Source organism: Candidatus Kurthia intestinigallinarum (assembly GCF_003991225.1).
Taxonomy (GTDB): domain Bacteria; phylum Bacillota; class Bacilli; order Bacillales_A; family Planococcaceae; genus Kurthia; species Kurthia populi.
This window is the reverse complement of the sequence record NZ_JTFC01000044.1, coordinates 1-16413: the sequence shown is the minus strand read 5'-3', so window position 1 is coordinate 16413 and position 16413 is coordinate 1. Positions and strand designations below refer to the sequence as shown.

Below are 16413 nucleotides of genomic sequence, written 5' to 3'. Positions count from 1 at the left end.
GGCTAGAACGTGGCTAAAAAATCAATGGTTGTTAAACAACAACGTGCTAAAAAATTTAATGTTCAAGAATACACACGTTGCGAACGCTGTGGTCGTCCGCACTCTGTATACCGTAAATTTAAACTTTGCCGTATTTGTTTCCGTGAACTTGCTTACAAGGGACAAATTCCTGGCGTGAAAAAAGCCAGCTGGTAATCCCCTAAATTGGGAAGGAGGTAAAATGTAATGACTATGACAGATCCAATTGCAGATATGCTTACTCGCATCCGTAATGCGAACATGGTACGTCACGAAAAATTAGAGCTTCCAGCTTCTAACATCAAAAAAGAAATCGCTGAGATTCTTAAACGTGAAGGTTTCGTACGTGACGTTGAGTATATCGAAGATGATAAACAAGGTATTATCCGTATTTTCTTAAAATATGGTCAAAATAACGAACGTGTTATCACAGGTTTAAAACGTATCTCTAAACCAGGTCTACGTGTTTATGCTAAAACTGAAGAAGTGCCAAAAGTTCTTAACGGCTTAGGTATTGCTCTAGTTTCAACATCACAAGGCTTAGTTACAGATAAAGAAGCTCGCGCTAAAAAAGTTGGCGGCGAAGTTCTAGCTTACGTTTGGTAATTAGCAACAAAAGAATGGAGGTGCAATAAGAAATGTCTCGTATTGGTAAAAAAATCATCGAGGTGCCTGCAGGAGTTACAGTTACAGTGGATGCTGAAAACGTAGCAACTGTTAAAGGTCCGAAAGGCGAATTAGTTCGTGCTTTCCACAAAGATATGAAAATCGAGCAAGAAGGTAACGTAATTACTGTAGTACGTCCTTCTGACTCAAAAGAACACCGTACAAATCATGGTACAACTCGTGCTCTTTTAGCTAACATGGTAACTGGCGTATCTGCTGGTTTCGAGAAAGCTTTAGAACTTGTCGGTGTAGGTTACCGTGCTCAATTGCAAGGTAAAAAATTAGTTCTTAACGTTGGTTACTCTCACCCAGTAGAATTTACTCCTGGTGAAGGTATCGAAATCGAAGTACCTGCTAACACAAAAGTTATCGTTAAAGGTATTTCTAAAGAACAAGTTGGTGCTCTAGCATCTAACATCCGTGACGTACGTCCTCCAGAACCTTACAAAGGTAAAGGGATTCGTTATGAAGGCGAATACGTTCGTCGTAAAGAAGGTAAAACAGGTAAATAATGCTGCATAAGCATTAGAAAGGAGTGACCTTTAGTGATTACGAAACAAGATAAAAATCAAGTTCGTAAAAAACGTCATGCTCGCGTACGTGCTAAAGTTTCTGGTACAACTCAACGTCCACGTTTAAACGTTTACCGTTCAAACAAACACATTTACGCTCAACTTATTGACGATATTCAAGGTGTTACACTAGTATCTGCTTCAACTATGGAAACTGGTTTTGAAGGTACTACAAGCAACACTGAAGCTGCTACAAAAGTTGGCGAAGCTATCGCTAAAAAAGCTGCTGACAAAAACATCAAAGCGGTTGTATTCGACCGTGGCGGTTACTTATATCACGGACGCGTACAAGCTTTAGCTGAAGCTGCACGTGAAAATGGTTTAGAATTTTAATAAGAAGGAGGTTCACATTCAATGGGTCACATTATTGACGCAAACAGTCTTGAACTTGAAGAACGCGTAGTTACTATTAACCGCGTTGCTAAAGTTGTTAAAGGTGGACGTCGTTTCCGCTTTACTGCATTAGTTGTTGTCGGAGATCGCAATGGCCATGTAGGTTTTGGTACAGGTAAAGCACAAGAAGTACCTGATGCTATTCGCAAAGCTGTAGAAGATGCGAAGAAAAACTTAATCGAAGTTCCACGTGTAGGTGGTACAACTCCTCACTTAGTGATGGGTAAATTCGGTGCAGGTAACATCATGATTAAACCTGCTTCTCCTGGTACAGGAGTTATCGCTGGTGGTCCAGTACGTGCCGTACTAGAACTTGCTGGTATTACAGATATCTTATCTAAATCTTTAGGATCTAACACACCAATCAATATGGTTCGTGCTACAATCCAAGGTTTATCTGAACTAAAACAAGCTGAAGAAGTTGCAAAACTTCGTGGTAAATCAGTAGAAGAACTTTTAGGTTAAGGGAGGGAAATTGACAATGGCAAACAAATTAGCGATTACCCTTACTAAAAGCCCAATCGGTTCTAAACCAGGCCAAAAGAAAACTCTTGAAGCTCTAGGTTTACGTAAAATGCAACAAACTGTTGAACATGCTGACAACGTCGCTGTTCGCGGTCAAATTGCAAAAGTAGCACACTTAGTAACTGTTACTGAAAATTAATCTTTTATCTTACAATAAGGAGGTGCCTCTAATGAAACTTCATGAATTACAACCAGCTGCTGGTTCACGTAAAGTACGTAACCGCGTAGGTCGTGGTATCGCAACAGGTAACGGTAAAACTTCTGGTCGCGGTCACAAAGGTCAAAAAGCCCGTTCAGGCGGTGGCGTACGCCCTGGCTTCGAAGGTGGTCAAAATCCATTATTCCGTCGTTTACCAAAACGCGGTTTCACAAACATTAACCGTAAAGAATTCGCTATCGTGAATCTTGACGCTTTAAATCGTTTTGAAGATGGCACAGAAGTAACACCAGCTTTACTTGTTGAAACTGGCGTTGTGAGCAATGAAAAATCAGGTATTAAAGTTTTAGGTAACGGTTCTGTTACAACTAAACTTACTGTGAAAGCTCACAAATTCTCTGCTTCTGCTAAAGAAGCTATTGAAGCTGCTGGCGGAAACATTGAGGTGATCTAATGTTTCAGACTATCGCTAACCTATTCCGCGTTAGAGATATCCGAAATAAGATCATTTTCACACTTTTGATGTTGGTGATTTTCCGTATAGGAACATTTATCCCGGTACCAAATGTGGATGCAGATGTATTAAAGCAAACCGATGAACAAAGTTTAGTCGGTTTCCTTAATATGTTTGGTGGGGGAGCTCTCCAGAACTTCTCTATTTTCGCGATGGGAATTATGCCTTATATTACGGCATCAATCATCGTTCAACTGTTACAAATGGATGTTGTGAAAAAGTTCACTGAGTGGTCAAAACAAGGTGAAGTTGGGCGTAAGAAAAGTGCTCGATTTACACGATACTTTGCAATTGTCCTAGCATTCATTCAATCTATCGCTATGTCATATGGTTTCAACCGTATGTATAGCGGTATGTTGATTAGTGAAGAAGGTTTTTTAACTTATCTTACAATTGCCATTGTGTTAACTGCTGGAACAGCATTTCTATTGTGGTTAGGCGAACAGATTACTGAAAAAGGTGTGGGAAATGGTATTTCCATTATCATCTTCGCGGGGATCGTTGCAGCATTACCAAATACAGTTAATCAAATCTATGCTCAAGAATTTGAAAATGCTGGGGATCAATTGTTCCTTAACATTGTCAAATTTGCGCTTATTGCTTTAGTTGTTTTAGCTATTGTTGTTGGAGTTATCTACTTCGAACGTGCAAGTCGTAAAATTCCAATTCAATACTCTAAAGGTTCTGGTGGCAATATTCGTGGGGCGCAAAAATCCCACCTACCACTTAAAGTTAATGCAGCTGGGGTTATCCCAGTAATCTTCGCTGTTGCATTTATCGTAACACCTAGAACAATTGCATCTTTCTTTGGTGATGGTGAGGTTGCTACTTTCATTCAGAACACTTTTGATTATTCAAAACCTGTTGGTATGATAATCTACGTTGCATTGATTATTGCATTCGCATATTTCTATGCATTCGTTCAAGTGAATCCTGAGAAGGTAGCAGATAACTTGAAGAATCAAGGCGCTTATATTCCAGGGATTCGTCCAGGGAAGAATACAGAGTCGTATCTTACAAGTGTGTTATATCGCTTAACGTTTGTAGGGTCAATTTACTTATCAATTGTTGCTGTGTTACCGATTTTATTCGTTAACATTGGGGGTCTTCCACAATCAGCACAAATTGGTGGTACAAGTTTAATCATCGTTGTGGGCGTAGCTCTTCAAACAATGACTCAACTTGAATCACAATTAACTAAACGACACTATAAAGGTTTTATGAAATAACTTTGGTTGGCTTGGGGGCATTTTCGGATGTTCCTGATACAACCATAAATTATATATTGGAGGATTTACCGTATGAATATCGTTTTAATGGGTCTTCCTGGTGCCGGTAAAGGTACTCAAGCAGACAAAATTATTGAAAAGTACGACATTCCTCATATCTCTACAGGCGATATGTTCCGTGCCGCTATGAAAAATGGCACAGAACTTGGCTTAGAAGCGAAATCTTACATCGATAAAGGTGCTCTTGTACCTGATGAAGTGACGATTGGTATCGTTCGTGAACGCTTAGCTGAACCTGACTGCAATCAAGGATTCCTACTAGATGGTTTCCCACGTACAATTGAACAAGCTGAAGCTTTAGATCAAATCTTAGCAGATCTTGGACGCAAAGTTGAAGACGTGATTAACATTAAGGTAGACCAAGATGAATTGGTTAAACGCTTAACAGGTCGTCGTATTTGTAAAGTATGTGGCTCGTCTTATCACTTAGTTTTCAACCCACCAAAAGTTGAAGGCGTATGTGACAAAGATGGAGGAGAACTTTATCAACGCGCAGACGATAATCTAGAAACGGTTTCTAATCGTCTAGAAGTAAACATCAAACAATCTCAACCATTGCTTGATTTTTATAACAAAAAACAAATTTTAACAGATATTGACGGTCAGAAAGATATCAATGATGTCTTTGCTGATGTTGACGCTCTTTTAAAGAGCAGCCGCAACTAATACCCGAGTCTCGGGCGCAGGAAACTCTGCCTCGGCAAGGAAACGTGCTGCGGTAGCAAAACGGAATTTAAATTTCGAGAGCTGCAAAAGCATATTGTGCCCGGTCTATGCACTGATGAATTATTGTATCGTTCGAAGGATTCCCTTTGTCCTTGATGCAATATTAATTCTGAAGGGGTATAATGGGTTTCGTGTAAAGTATCTGTAGATTACAGGTATGCACAGATCTCATCCAAGGATATACATTCCAAGTGATCGCGTTGACATTATGGATACTGATTCTGGGATTTTTTCCAGGGATGTGAGATCGAACCCAGACGTCTTTCGAACATCTCTCATATAATCCAAACATATGTTAGACGAGTATTTCACAAGAACACTTGGCTGAATTCGTTTGAATTTAACGATGAGAACCTGCATTGCATATAGAAGGGAGACAGGCTCGATGGCGAAAGACGATGTAATTGAAATCGAAGGCACAGTTCTTGAAACTTTGCCAAACGCGATGTTTAAGGTAGAATTAGAAAATGGACATACAGTTCTTGCTCACGTGAGTGGCAAAATCCGTATGCACTTTATCCGCATTCTTCCTGGAGATAAAGTAACAATTGAATTATCTCCATATGACTTAACTCGCGGTCGTATCACATACCGTTTTAAATAATCTTTTGCACTCCGGACCACTAAGGAGGTTAGGTAAGATGAAAGTAAGACCATCTGTGAAACCAATCTGCGAAAAATGTAAAGTTATTCGCCGACGTGGTAAAGTAATGGTAATCTGTGAAAATCCTAAACACAAACAAAAACAAGGATAATAATAAAGGAGGTGCACATCGTACATGGCACGTATTGCTGGTGTTGATATTCCACGCGAAAAACGCGTTGTAATTTCATTAACTTACATCTACGGTATCGGTAACGCTACAGCTAAACAAGTATTAGCTGGTGCTGGCGTTGACGAAAACATCCGTGTTAAAGATCTAACTGAAGATCAATTAAACAAAATCCGTGAACAATTAGACACATATAAAGTAGAGGGTGACTTACGTCGCGAAATCTCTCTTAATATCAAACGTCTAATGGAAATCGGTTCATTACGTGGTATCCGCCACCGTCGCGGTTTACCTGTTCGTGGTCAACATACGAAGAACAATGCTCGTACTCGTAAAGGTCCTCGTAAAACTGTAGCGAACAAGAAAAAATAATTAAGTAAAGGAGGTCACGCATAACAATGGCACGTAAACAACAATCTCGTAAACGTCGTGTGAAAAAGAATATCGAAGCTGGTATTGCTCACATCCGTTCTACTTTCAACAACACAATTGTTACTATTACAGATGTACAAGGTAACGCAATTTCATGGTCATCAGCTGGTGCTCTAGGTTTCCGTGGTTCACGTAAATCTACTCCATTCGCTTCTCAAATGGCTTCAGAAGCTGCTGCTAAAACTGCAATGGAACATGGTTTAAAAACTCTTGAAGTAACTGTTAAAGGTCCTGGTGCTGGCCGTGAAGCTGCAATCCGTGCACTTCAATCAGCTGGTTTAGAAGTTACAGCTATCAGAGACGTAACTCCAGTACCTCATAACGGTTGCCGCCCACCAAAACGTCGTCGTGTATAATTAATAGTTGCAACTTAATCTAGAATTAAGTTAAACTATCATATGCACTAACTTTGTATTAGGACAATCTTATTTGATTGACATTCGATTTTAACAAACAAATGATGGATTGATACCATACATTCGATGTTTTATTAAGGAGGGTAAATTGAATGATCGAAATTGAAAAACCAAAGATTGAAACCGTTGAGATCAGTGATGATTTAAAATACGGCAAGTTTGTTGTGGAGCCACTTGAACGTGGTTATGGAACTACTTTGGGAAATTCACTACGTCGTATCCTTCTGTCTTCTTTACCAGGAGCTGCTGTTACATCAATTCAAATTGACGGCGTACTACACGAATTCTCTACTATTGAGGGTGTCGTAGAAGATGTTGCTTCAATTATTTTGAATCTTAAAAAGCTAGCTTTAAAAATTTACTCTGATGAAGAAAAAGTCATTGAAATTGATTTCAAAGGCTCAGGAGTGATTACTGCCGCTGATATTACTCACGACAGTGACGTAGAAATTTTAAACCCAGATCTATACATTGCAACTGTTGCTAATAATGGTCATCTTCGCATGCGTATGTATGCACAACGTGGACGTGGATACACTCCAGCTGATCAAAACAAACGCGAGGATCTTCCTATCGGCGTTATCCCGATCGACTCTATTTACACTCCAGTATCACGCGTCAACTTCACAGTGGAAAATACTCGTGTTGGTCAATCGACTGACTTCGACAAACTTTCACTTGATGTATGGACAGATGGCAGCATCGGTCCTAAAGAGGCGATTTCGCTCGGAGCAAAAATTTTAACCGAGCACTTAAACATCTTCGTTGGTTTAACTGATGAAGCGCAAACTGCTGAAATCATGGTTGAAAAAGAAGAAGACCAAAAAGAAAAAGTTCTTGAGATGACTATCGAGGAATTAGATCTTTCTGTTCGTTCTTACAACTGTCTGAAACGCGCTGGCATTAATACTGTTCTTGAACTTGCTAACAAGTCTGAAGACGATATGATGAAAGTACGTAACTTAGGACGTAAATCATTAGAAGAAGTAAAAGCGAAGTTAGAAGAGCTTGGTTTAGGGTTACGTGAAGAAGACTAAGCATAACTTTTAAATAATATAAATTTTACGATCAGTAATTGAACAAAGGAGGGAAATATCCATGGGTTACAGAAAACTTGGCCGTACAAGTTCTCAACGTAAAGCGATGCTTCGCGATTTAGCAACAGACTTAATCGTTAACGAACGCATCCAAACAACAGAAACTCGTGCAAAAGAATTACGTTCAGTAGTTGAAAAAATGATTACTCTAGGTAAACGCGGTGACTTACACGCTCGTCGTCAAGCTGCAGCATTTATCCGTCGTGAGTTAGCTACTACAACTGACGCTGAAGGTAACGAACAAACTGTTTTCGCACTTCAAAAGTTATTTGATGATGTAGCTCCACGCTACGCTGACCGTCAAGGCGGTTATACTCGCATTATGAAAGTTGGTCCACGTCGTGGTGACGGTGCACCAGTAGTTGTGATTGAATTAGTTTAATCTTAACTAATGCGGTGGAGGGTGTACTGTTCGCATCAAATGAACTTTGCACCCTCTTTTTTTAAAAACCAAAATGATTTATACGACAATATAAAAAGCTGAGTGTTATGATGAGCAGTTGAGGCTGTCTCGTTTAGCTCTACGCACCCCATCCACTTATAGGTCTGAGCAACCTATAAGGAGACTTTCGATTTTTGCGCGTTTCTCTGGATGGGGTGCGCGCTTTTTTTATTTATTTTAAAATATGACACCTAAACGACTTTGTCTCTTGTGGCAAAGTCGTTTCTTTTTGTATAGAATAGCTATAAATAGTGAGCTCAGTTAGAATGTAGAGTAGAGAATTGTCGAGCAAGAGAGGAGTTTCAACATGGATGAAATACTATCACTAAAAAATATTGCATTTACATACACACCTGATCAGCCAGAAGTGAAAAATGCAGTAGAAGATGTTTCCTTTACAGTTTATGAAGGGGAATGGATTGCTATTGTTGGGCATAATGGTTCTGGAAAGTCCACGTTAGCACGTATTATTAATGGGTTATTATTTCCACAACAAGGAAGCGTTAGTGTACTAGGCCAACCGATGAATGAAGAGAATCTTTGGGATATTCGTTCAAAAATGGGGATGGTGTTCCAAAATCCCGATAATCAATTTGTTGGTGCAACGGTACAAGATGATGTGGCATTTGCTTTAGAAAATAATGGCGTACCGCATAAAGAAATGGTGAAACGTGTACACGAAGCATTAGCTCAAGTGAAAATGGAGGATTTTTTAGATAATGAGCCACAACATTTATCCGGCGGTCAAAAGCAACGTGTCGCAATTGCAGGTGCCTTGGCATTACGTCCACGTATTTTAATTTTAGATGAAGCAACATCGATGTTGGATCCGCAAGGGCGCGCAGAAGTTTTAAATACTGTTCATAAGCTACGTGAAGAAACTGGATTAACAGTATTATCAATTACACACGACTTGGAAGAAGCAATGCTTGCAGATCGTTTACTGTTCATGAATGGTGGTCGAAAGTTTGCGGAGGGAACACCACAGCAAATTTTTGATTTAGGAGATGAACTTGTTAAATTAGGATTAGATTTACCATTTCCAATTAAAATGGTTAAGCTATTACAGCAACAGGGAGTCACACTTGAAGGTGGCTATATGACAGAAGAAGAGTTGGTGAATGATATATGGATATCGAACTTCAAAAAGTAAGTTATAGCTATGGTGTGGGCACTCCTTTTGAAAAGCGTGCGTTATTTGATGTTGATTTATTAATCCCTAGTGGAAGTTATCAAGCGATTATTGGTCATACAGGTTCGGGAAAATCAACCATTCTACAGCATTTAAATGCATTGTTGAAGCCTACTGAAGGTACAGTACGAATTGGTAGTGCAATTATTGAATATAAAAAGAAACCAAAAGATTTACGTCCCGTTCGTCAAAAAGTTGGGATTGTGTTTCAATTTCCTGAGCATCAATTGTTTGAAGAAACGGTGCTAAAGGATATTATGTTTGGCCCAATGAATTTTGGTGTTGATGAAAAAGAAGCTGAGGAACGAGCACGTAAAATGTCCAAGCTTGTTGGATTACCAGAAGAAGTGCTTGAAAAATCACCATTCGATCTATCAGGTGGTCAAATGCGTCGTGTGGCGATTGCAGGTGTACTTGCAATGAAACCAGATGTCATTGTACTGGATGAGCCAACTGCTGGTCTTGATCCACGTGGGCGAAAAGAAATCATGGAATTGTTTTATAAATTGTATAAAGAACAAAACTTAACAATGATTCTCGTAACACATAGCATGGAAGATGCAGCACGTTATGCAGACCACATTGCCATTATGTATAATGGGCGCTGTGTATTAACAGGAAAGCCACTCGAAATTTTTAGTGATGCAACAAAACTTGCTGAGTTTCGTTTGGAGGTACCACATATTATTCGTTTTCAGAAGCGTTTAGAGGCACGTTTAGGCTTTTCTCTTCCGAAGCTTTGTCTAACAGAGGAAGAACTCGCAGAAACGCTTGCAAAGGCTGTTAAGGAGCGTGAGCAATAATGGGTAAAATGATTTTTGGACGCTTCTTACCAGGAGATTCAATTGTGCACAAAATGGATCCACGTGCGAAGTTATTATTTGTTTTTATTTTTATTGTTGCCGTATTCTTAGCAAATAATGTGTGGTCATATGCGGTACTATTAGCATTTACATTTCTTGTGATGACTATATCGAAAATTAAATTACGTTACTTAATCAACGGCTTAAAGCCCGTCATGATACTACTTGTATTTACATTGTTTATTCATGTCTTCTTCACAAAAGGTGGCGCCGTTTTAGTGGATTGGAAATTTATTGAGATTCATGAAGAAGGGCTACGACAAGGGATATTTATTTCAATTCGTTTCCTTGTATTAGTGTTTATGACATCTATTTTAACGTTAACAACATCACCGATTGCCATTACAGATGGTATGGAAATGTTATTAAATCCGTTTAAAAAAATAAAATTACCTGTGCATGAGCTGGCGTTGATGATGTCGATTGCGCTACGCTTTATTCCAACACTAATGGATGAAACCGATAAAATCATGAAGGCTCAGATGGCACGTGGATCGGATATGACTTCTGGACCGATTAAAGACCGTATTAAAGCGGTGGTGCCTTTACTTGTTCCACTCTTTGTTAGTGCCTTTAAGCGTGCAGAAGATTTAGCAACAGCTATGGAAGTACGAGGATATCGCGGGGGCGACGGTCGTACGCGTTATCGTCAGTTGAAATGGAATCTTCGAGATACATTAGCACTTGTCGTATTAGTGCTAGTAATAGGATTACTCGTATTTTTACGCAATTAGGAGGGCAATATGCGACGTTTGAAAGCAACGATTTCATATGATGGTACAAATTTTGCTGGGTATCAAGTACAACCAAATCAGCGTACTGTGCAAGAAGAAATCGAAAAAGTATTAACAAGAATGCATAAAAGTAAAGAAACGATTCATGTGACGGCAAGTGGGCGTACAGATGCACGCGTACATGCGTTAGGTCAGGTGCTACATTTTGATACGACGTTAACGATTCCTGTAGATCGTTACGTAACAGCACTAAATGTTCAACTACCACATGATATTCGTTTTCTAAAAATAGAAGAGGTTGCTGAAGACTTCCACGCACGTTATAGCGTACATGGAAAGCAATATCGTTATATTTGGTCGTGTGAAAAAATTTTAAATCCATTCCGTCGATATTACACGACAGCAACGAATGGTCATAAACCAGATATCGCAAGGATGAAAGAAGCTGCTCAGTATATTATTGGCACACATGATTTTTCTTGCTTCTGTGCTGCCAACACGGGAGTGAAGGATAAAGTTCGTACAGTAGAGGCATTAGACTTTGAATGGCACGGTGAAGAGTTACACATGATTATTCGAGGAAATGGATTCTTGTATAATATGGTGAGAATTATTGCCGGAACTTTGTGGGAAGTAGGAATTTCTAAGCGAGAACCAGCAGAAATTGAACAAATTGTGGCATCGATGAATCGGAAGACCGCTGGTAAAACCGCGGCGCCACAAGGTTTATACCTAGAAAAAGTACATTATCCAAATTAGAACAACATCGCCTAGTGTTTTTTTGAAAATGCTTGACTTAAGTTGCTCAGTGTTATAAGATGATGTATGGTATTTTCATTACCCCACAAGATAAGCCCCGAATCTTTTCTTATGAGGATAAAGAAAACAATTGGAACAGATTTTATAGAATTAGAATTAATATTGAAATTGTAGGAGGATACTAACAATGATGCGTACAACATTCATGGCAAAAGGCCACGAAGTAGAACGTAAATGGTATGTTGTTGACGCTGAAGGCCAAACTCTTGGTCGCTTAGCTTCAGAAGTAGCAGCTATTTTACGTGGTAAAAATAAACCAACATTCACACCTAACGTTGACACAGGTGATCATGTAATCATCATCAACGCTGAAAAAATCCAATTAACAGGTAACAAATTACAAGGTAAAATTTATTACCGTCACACTCAATACTCAGGCGGTTTAAAACAACGTACTGCAGGCGAAATGAAAGAAAAATACCCTGTACAAATGCTTGAATTAGCTGTAAAAGGCATGCTTCCTAAAAACTCTTTAGGTCGTCAAACTTTCACAAAATTACACGTATATGCTGGCGCTGAACACCCACACGCTGCACAACAACCAGAAGCTTATACGCTTCGCGGATAATTATTAGAGGAGGACAATATCTTGGCACAAGTTCAATATATCGGCACAGGCCGTCGTAAAAGCTCTACTGCCCGCGTACGTTTAGTACCAGGCGAAGGCAAAATCGTAATCAACAATCGCGCAGTTGAAAACTACGTACCATTCGAAACTTTACGCGAAATTATCAAACAACCATTAGTAGCAACTGAAACTCTTGGAAGCTATGACATTTTTGTAAATGTTAACGGTGGTGGTTTCACAGGTCAAGCTGGCGCTATCCGCCACGGTATCGCTCGTGCGTTACTAACAGTTGACCCTGATTTCCGTCCAGCACTTAAATCTGCAGGTTTACTTACTCGTGACCCTCGTATGAAAGAACGTAAAAAACCAGGTCTACGCGGCGCTCGTCGTGCACCTCAGTTCTCAAAACGTTAATCTTTCGTTTACAGAATACAAAAGCCACTCTCTTATGGGAGTGGTTTTTCTTATTTCTTTTAATGTTAATTATTTACTTTTATCTCAAAATTAGTTATGATTTGATAAACATATTTTAAATTTGATTATTGGAGGATTACTTATGGTTGTAAAATTTGATATTGGTTCGACAGCAACATTTTCAAAGACAATTAGTGAATTTGATGTTTATCAATTCGCAGGTATTTCAGGGGATTTAAACCCGATACATATTAATAAAATTGCCGGTGAAGCATCAATCTTTAAAGACCGCGTTGCACATGGGATGCTCGTGTCTTCGTTAATTTCAACAACAATCGGTATGAAACTTCCTGGTGAAGGTACAATTTATCTAGGTCAAAATTTAAAATTTACACGCCCAGTTTATATTGGCGACACCGTAACAGCTAAGGTTGAAGTTGCGGAATTCATTAAAAAAGATATTGTAAAACTACTAACAACAGTAACAAATCAGCATGGTAAAACAGTTGTTGAAGGCGATGCTGTTGTGAAAGTTCCAATTGAAGAATAAAAAAACGGAATCGCTTAGTGCGATTCCGTTTTTTTATGGCGTTTTAAAACTTTTTCTACACGCAATTCTATTTTTTGTAATAGTAAGGTAAATGGTTTTCCTGCTAATAAGATCGCAACGAGCGCAAAAACTCCTAAATAAATCCATAGCCATGCATGCGGGAAAATGCCTTTTAAAAAATCATTTACATGATAGTGATGATAAAGAAATAGTAGCGGCCTGTGGAAAAAGTAAATAGCAAGTGAGCGTTCGCCGATTACAGTAAACCAAGTATGCTTTTGAGTCATCAATGAGAGAATAGCGATAGACATATAAGTCGTTACGACCATCGTTAACAAACGCATAATTGCACCTGATCCAGAAATATCGAGACCCATACGAATCTGGGTATATGCATTTCGACCACTTAATAAATTACGCATATCATATAATGTATCGATATTTAAATAAATTGTGATAGCGATTAATACAAGAGAAAGAGCTGATACGATTTTTAATTTTGGAGATTGTAGAAAGTCTGCTAAATCATTTGGTTTTATATAATAACCGATAATGAAAAACGGAAAGAATGAAATGATTCTTGAACCTACTAGTACATCGCCAATATTTGTATAGCCAATTGCCAATGCTAAAACGATGCTTGAGGGAATGACAATGGAAGCCTTTAAATTCCGTAAAAGGCGTCCTAAGCATAACCAAACGGCCATTGCGAACATGAACCATGGTACGCTATTTTCTACAAATGGATTAAATACATAATTTTCTCGACCTAACCAATAATGAATTAATAAGTAAAAAATAATTTCCATTATAAAATAGAGAATAAGGAAATTTGCTATTTTTTCAATACGGAAGGGATCTTTTAAAATAATCGATTTACTGAATAGCCCTGCTAAGAAAATAAATAGTGGCATGTGGAATAAATAAATGTAGAAAAAGAAAATACGCATTGATTCAAAGTAGTCTGTATAATAATCTGCTGCGTGACCTAATACGACAAGTATAATGAGAAGCGCCTTTACATTGTCGAAAACAAAAATGCGTTGTTTAGAAGTATTCATAAAAAACCTTTCTTTATATGAGATATGTACACTACATAATATAGCGCTAAAAGAGTCTCTGTGAAATTACATTTATGTAAAATTCGAATGGCTGGTACGTAACAACCTCGTGACAAAGTATGAAGGGTTTTTTCGGCAATTATGTTATACTTGATTCGATATAAACAAGATTATGAGGAGTGTTAGATTGTGATTAATGAACAACAAGTCCGTGAATTACTTGGTGGTTTTACAGATCCCATTTTACATAAAACATTAGCTGAAACAAATGGGGTACTTGAAGTAAGCATTAAAGAAGAAAAAGAACATGTTAGTGTGAAGGTTGCGATTGCGAAATTAGGTACACCTGAACAATTAACTTTCCAAATGGATATTGTAAATGAATTAAAAGAAGCGGGTTTCAAAACAGTAGGTATCCGTTTTGCAGAATTAGATGCGTCTGTATTAGAACAATTCCGTGGAACAGCAACGCGTTCAGAGGCGCAAGACTTATTATCTCCAATAAATAAAACGCAATTTATCTCAATTGCTTCTGGTAAAGGTGGAGTGGGTAAATCAACTGTATCTGTTAACCTTGCTGTAGCATTAGCGCGATTAGGTAAAAAAGTTGGTCTAATTGATGCGGATATTTATGGATTTAGTGTTCCTGATATGATGGGCGTGCAAGATATGCCTCGCGTAGAAAATGACCGCATTTTCCCGGTAGAGCGTTTTGGCGTAAAAATGATTTCAATGGGATTCTTTGTTGAAAACAATGCACCAGTCGTATGGCGCGGGCCAATGTTAGGTAAAGTATTAGATCAGTTCTTCCGTGATGTAGAGTGGGGCGATTTAGATTACTTACTATTAGACTTACCTCCAGGTACAGGTGATGTGGCACTTGATATTCACCAAATGCTACCTGAATCATATGAAATTGTTGTAACAACACCACATCCAACAGCAGCATTCGTTGCAGCACGTGCGGGTGCAATGGCAATTAAAACACAACATCATATTTTAGGTGTAGTTGAAAACATGTCATGGTTCCAATCAGAAGTATCGGGTGAAAAAGAATACGTATTTGGTAAAGGTGGCGGTACTAAGCTAGCTTCTGAATTACGTACACAATTACTTGGTCAAATTCCACTAGGTCAACCAGATATTATTGAAGCAGATTTTGCACCATCTGTTTATGCTAGAAATCATTCGACAGGTCAACTTTATTTAGAAATGGCTCAAAATGTTATTGATCAATTAGCAAAAGAAGAAAAATAAATCGTTTATAACAGTATGAAGAAATCCGAAACCGTATATGGTTTCGGATTTTTATTTGAATAAAAGATTGGAAAATGATGTTTGAAATAGCACAAAAAAGATTTTATTAGTATAAGGGGGTTTGCTGAAAATTATTTTAATAAAAAGGTTGACCGTTTTTAAAAAGAAGCGTATAGTTAGTTTTGTTGTTAAAACAACTTATTTGAAACAAAATAAAAAATGCTTGCATTTAATAAGTTTTGTTGATATAATAATTAAGTCGTCAAAACAATGGCGAAAGTAAAATTTAAATCTTTCAAAAAAAGTTGTTGACACAAACAACTTGAAGTGATAAGATATAAGAGTTGCTGAATAAGCGACTTAAAATGAACCTTGAAAACTGAACAAGCAAGATGTAATCACAATAAATTCGGTTCAATTGAATCGAAAAAAATGTTATCAAGCAAGATAACGCTAGCAAAGCAAATGAGCTTTCAAACACTTTTTATGGAGAGTTTGATCCTGGCTCAGGACGAACGCTGGCGGCGTGCCTAATACATGCAAGTCGAGCGAATGATGAGAAGCTTGCTTCTCTGATTTAGCGGCGGACGGGTGAGTAACACGTGGGCAACCTGCCCTGTAGACTGGGATAACTTCGGGAAACCGGAGCTAATACCGGATAATTCTTTTAGCCTCATGGCTTTAAGCTAAAAGGCGCTTCGGCGTCACTACAGGATGGGCCCGCGGTGCATTAGCTAGTTGGTGGGGTAACGGCCTACCAAGGCAACGATGCATAGCCGACCTGAGAGGGTGATCGGCCACATTGGGACTGAGACACGGCCCAAACTCCTACGGGAGGCAGCAGTAGGGAATCTTCCACAATGGACGAAAGTCTGATGGAGCAACGCCGCGTGAGTGATGAAGGTTTTCGGATCGTAAAACTCTGTTGTAAGGGA

Annotated in this window: 24 protein-coding genes and 1 rRNA gene; 24 read left to right on the top strand and 1 reads right to left on the bottom strand. The window is 38.6% G+C overall.

The genetic code is table 11. From position 1 onward, the window contains the following. Positions 1-9 precede the first annotated feature (9 nt). The 22 genes from QI30_RS17980 to QI30_RS17875 all read left to right on the top strand — a co-directional run bounded on the left by QI30_RS17980 (position 10) and on the right by QI30_RS17875 (position 13160). Positions 10-195: a type Z 30S ribosomal protein S14 gene (locus tag QI30_RS17980; RefSeq protein WP_029500585.1), complete on the top strand. Its 186-nt coding sequence runs from the start codon at positions 10-12 to the stop codon at positions 193-195. 30 nt (positions 196-225) lie between these two features. Then, entirely contained in the window at positions 226-624 is a 399-nt protein-coding gene (gene rpsH, locus QI30_RS17975; RefSeq protein WP_029500584.1) for a 30S ribosomal protein S8, read from the top strand. Between the two features lie 32 nt (positions 625-656). After that, a complete protein-coding gene (gene rplF, locus QI30_RS17970) occupies positions 657-1196 on the top strand; it encodes a 50S ribosomal protein L6 (protein ID WP_126991960.1) in 540 nt (179 codons plus the stop codon). Positions 1197-1229: 33 nt separating this feature from the next. Next, positions 1230-1589 carry a 50S ribosomal protein L18 gene (gene rplR / locus QI30_RS17965; protein ID WP_126991959.1) on the top strand — a complete coding sequence of 120 codons (360 nt, stop codon included), beginning with the start codon at positions 1230-1232 and terminating at the stop codon, positions 1587-1589. A gap of 21 nt (positions 1590-1610) precedes the next feature. Then, positions 1611-2114, top strand: a complete 504-nt coding sequence (rpsE, locus tag QI30_RS17960) for a 30S ribosomal protein S5 (protein WP_126991958.1) — start codon at positions 1611-1613, stop codon at positions 2112-2114. A 16-nt stretch (positions 2115-2130) separates the two neighbouring features. Next, positions 2131-2313 carry a 50S ribosomal protein L30 gene (rpmD, locus tag QI30_RS17955; protein WP_029500580.1) on the top strand — a complete coding sequence of 61 codons (183 nt, stop codon included), beginning with the start codon at positions 2131-2133 and terminating at the stop codon, positions 2311-2313. Between the two features lie 31 nt (positions 2314-2344). Continuing rightward, positions 2345-2785 (top strand): 50S ribosomal protein L15, encoded by a 441-nt coding sequence (gene rplO, locus QI30_RS17950; protein WP_126991957.1) that lies wholly within the window; start codon positions 2345-2347, stop codon positions 2783-2785. Continuing rightward, complete coding sequence (secY, locus tag QI30_RS17945) at positions 2785-4074, top strand: preprotein translocase subunit SecY (protein WP_126991956.1); 1290 nt, start codon at positions 2785-2787, stop codon at positions 4072-4074. The genes rplO and secY overlap by 1 nt, the downstream gene beginning before the upstream one ends. Before the next feature lie 72 nt (positions 4075-4146). Continuing rightward, positions 4147-4800 (top strand): adenylate kinase, encoded by a 654-nt coding sequence (locus QI30_RS17940; RefSeq protein WP_126991955.1) that lies wholly within the window; start codon positions 4147-4149, stop codon positions 4798-4800. A gap of 445 nt (positions 4801-5245) precedes the next feature. Beyond that, positions 5246-5464 carry a translation initiation factor IF-1 gene (gene infA / locus QI30_RS17935; protein WP_010290388.1) on the top strand — a complete coding sequence of 73 codons (219 nt, stop codon included), beginning with the start codon at positions 5246-5248 and terminating at the stop codon, positions 5462-5464. A 37-nt stretch (positions 5465-5501) separates the two neighbouring features. Next, positions 5502-5615, top strand: coding sequence for a 50S ribosomal protein L36 (rpmJ, locus tag QI30_RS17930; protein WP_000868344.1), 114 nt, complete (start codon positions 5502-5504; stop codon positions 5613-5615). 24 nt (positions 5616-5639) lie between these two features. Beyond that, positions 5640-6005: a 30S ribosomal protein S13 gene (gene rpsM, locus QI30_RS17925; protein WP_029500576.1), complete on the top strand. Its 366-nt coding sequence runs from the start codon at positions 5640-5642 to the stop codon at positions 6003-6005. A 26-nt stretch (positions 6006-6031) separates the two neighbouring features. Then, complete coding sequence (rpsK, locus tag QI30_RS17920) at positions 6032-6421, top strand: 30S ribosomal protein S11 (protein WP_126991954.1); 390 nt, start codon at positions 6032-6034, stop codon at positions 6419-6421. Between the two features lie 152 nt (positions 6422-6573). After that, on the top strand, positions 6574-7518 hold the full coding sequence (locus QI30_RS17915) for a DNA-directed RNA polymerase subunit alpha (RefSeq protein ID WP_010290382.1): 945 nt from the start codon (positions 6574-6576) through the stop codon (positions 7516-7518). A 61-nt stretch (positions 7519-7579) separates the two neighbouring features. Continuing rightward, positions 7580-7960 (top strand): 50S ribosomal protein L17, encoded by a 381-nt coding sequence (gene rplQ, locus QI30_RS17910; protein ID WP_010290381.1) that lies wholly within the window; start codon positions 7580-7582, stop codon positions 7958-7960. Between the two features lie 367 nt (positions 7961-8327). Then, a complete protein-coding gene (locus tag QI30_RS17905) occupies positions 8328-9173 on the top strand; it encodes an energy-coupling factor ABC transporter ATP-binding protein (RefSeq protein ID WP_126991953.1) in 846 nt (281 codons plus the stop codon). Then, positions 9149-10015: an energy-coupling factor ABC transporter ATP-binding protein gene (locus tag QI30_RS17900; RefSeq protein WP_126991952.1), complete on the top strand. Its 867-nt coding sequence runs from the start codon at positions 9149-9151 to the stop codon at positions 10013-10015. The genes QI30_RS17905 and QI30_RS17900 overlap by 25 nt, the downstream gene beginning before the upstream one ends. Beyond that, entirely contained in the window at positions 10012-10809 is a 798-nt protein-coding gene (locus QI30_RS17895) for an energy-coupling factor transporter transmembrane component T family protein (RefSeq protein ID WP_126991951.1), read from the top strand. The genes QI30_RS17900 and QI30_RS17895 overlap by 4 nt, the downstream gene beginning before the upstream one ends. A gap of 9 nt (positions 10810-10818) precedes the next feature. Further along, positions 10819-11568, top strand: coding sequence for a tRNA pseudouridine(38-40) synthase TruA (truA, locus tag QI30_RS17890; RefSeq protein ID WP_126991950.1), 750 nt, complete (start codon positions 10819-10821; stop codon positions 11566-11568). A gap of 190 nt (positions 11569-11758) precedes the next feature. Further along, positions 11759-12196, top strand: a complete 438-nt coding sequence (gene rplM, locus QI30_RS17885; RefSeq protein WP_126992054.1) for a 50S ribosomal protein L13 — start codon at positions 11759-11761, stop codon at positions 12194-12196. 21 nt (positions 12197-12217) lie between these two features. Continuing rightward, positions 12218-12610 (top strand): 30S ribosomal protein S9, encoded by a 393-nt coding sequence (gene rpsI / locus QI30_RS17880; protein WP_126991949.1) that lies wholly within the window; start codon positions 12218-12220, stop codon positions 12608-12610. Between the two features lie 142 nt (positions 12611-12752). After that, positions 12753-13160, top strand: a complete 408-nt coding sequence (locus QI30_RS17875) for a MaoC family dehydratase (protein WP_126991948.1) — start codon at positions 12753-12755, stop codon at positions 13158-13160. 14 nt (positions 13161-13174) lie between these two features. Here the strand turns inward: QI30_RS17875 and QI30_RS17870 are convergent, their stop codons facing one another. After that, positions 13175-14221, bottom strand: a complete 1047-nt coding sequence (locus tag QI30_RS17870) for an acyltransferase family protein (protein WP_126991947.1) — start codon at positions 14219-14221, stop codon at positions 13175-13177. Between the two features lie 189 nt (positions 14222-14410). Between QI30_RS17870 and QI30_RS17865 the strand changes: the two genes are divergently transcribed. Continuing rightward, a complete protein-coding gene (locus QI30_RS17865) occupies positions 14411-15478 on the top strand; it encodes an Mrp/NBP35 family ATP-binding protein (protein WP_158621066.1) in 1068 nt (355 codons plus the stop codon). 483 nt (positions 15479-15961) lie between these two features. Beyond that, positions 15962-16413 (top strand): 16S ribosomal RNA (locus QI30_RS17860); the annotation flags it as partial.

Coding starts and splice junctions, on each gene's coding strand:
- QI30_RS17940 (WP_126991955.1), top strand. CDS start 4,147: ATGAATATCGTTTTAATGGGTCTTCCTGGTGCCGGTAAAGGTACTCAA.
- infA (WP_010290388.1), top strand. CDS start 5,246: ATGGCGAAAGACGATGTAATTGAAATCGAAGGCACAGTTCTTGAAACT.
- rplQ (WP_010290381.1), top strand. CDS start 7,580: ATGGGTTACAGAAAACTTGGCCGTACAAGTTCTCAACGTAAAGCGATG.
- QI30_RS17870 (WP_126991947.1), bottom strand. CDS start 14,221: ATGAATACTTCTAAACAACGCATTTTTGTTTTCGACAATGTAAAGGCG.
- rpsE (WP_126991958.1), top strand. CDS start 1,611: ATGGGTCACATTATTGACGCAAACAGTCTTGAACTTGAAGAACGCGTA.
- QI30_RS17905 (WP_126991953.1), top strand. CDS start 8,328: ATGGATGAAATACTATCACTAAAAAATATTGCATTTACATACACACCT.
- QI30_RS17875 (WP_126991948.1), top strand. CDS start 12,753: ATGGTTGTAAAATTTGATATTGGTTCGACAGCAACATTTTCAAAGACA.
- QI30_RS17915 (WP_010290382.1), top strand. CDS start 6,574: ATGATCGAAATTGAAAAACCAAAGATTGAAACCGTTGAGATCAGTGAT.
- secY (WP_126991956.1), top strand. CDS start 2,785: ATGTTTCAGACTATCGCTAACCTATTCCGCGTTAGAGATATCCGAAAT.
- rpsM (WP_029500576.1), top strand. CDS start 5,640: ATGGCACGTATTGCTGGTGTTGATATTCCACGCGAAAAACGCGTTGTA.
- rpsH (WP_029500584.1), top strand. CDS start 226: ATGACTATGACAGATCCAATTGCAGATATGCTTACTCGCATCCGTAAT.
- rplM (WP_126992054.1), top strand. CDS start 11,759: ATGCGTACAACATTCATGGCAAAAGGCCACGAAGTAGAACGTAAATGG.
- rplO (WP_126991957.1), top strand. CDS start 2,345: ATGAAACTTCATGAATTACAACCAGCTGCTGGTTCACGTAAAGTACGT.
- rplF (WP_126991960.1), top strand. CDS start 657: ATGTCTCGTATTGGTAAAAAAATCATCGAGGTGCCTGCAGGAGTTACA.
- rpmJ (WP_000868344.1), top strand. CDS start 5,502: ATGAAAGTAAGACCATCTGTGAAACCAATCTGCGAAAAATGTAAAGTT.
- rpmD (WP_029500580.1), top strand. CDS start 2,131: ATGGCAAACAAATTAGCGATTACCCTTACTAAAAGCCCAATCGGTTCT.
- QI30_RS17900 (WP_126991952.1), top strand. CDS start 9,149: ATGGATATCGAACTTCAAAAAGTAAGTTATAGCTATGGTGTGGGCACT.
- rpsK (WP_126991954.1), top strand. CDS start 6,032: ATGGCACGTAAACAACAATCTCGTAAACGTCGTGTGAAAAAGAATATC.
- truA (WP_126991950.1), top strand. CDS start 10,819: ATGCGACGTTTGAAAGCAACGATTTCATATGATGGTACAAATTTTGCT.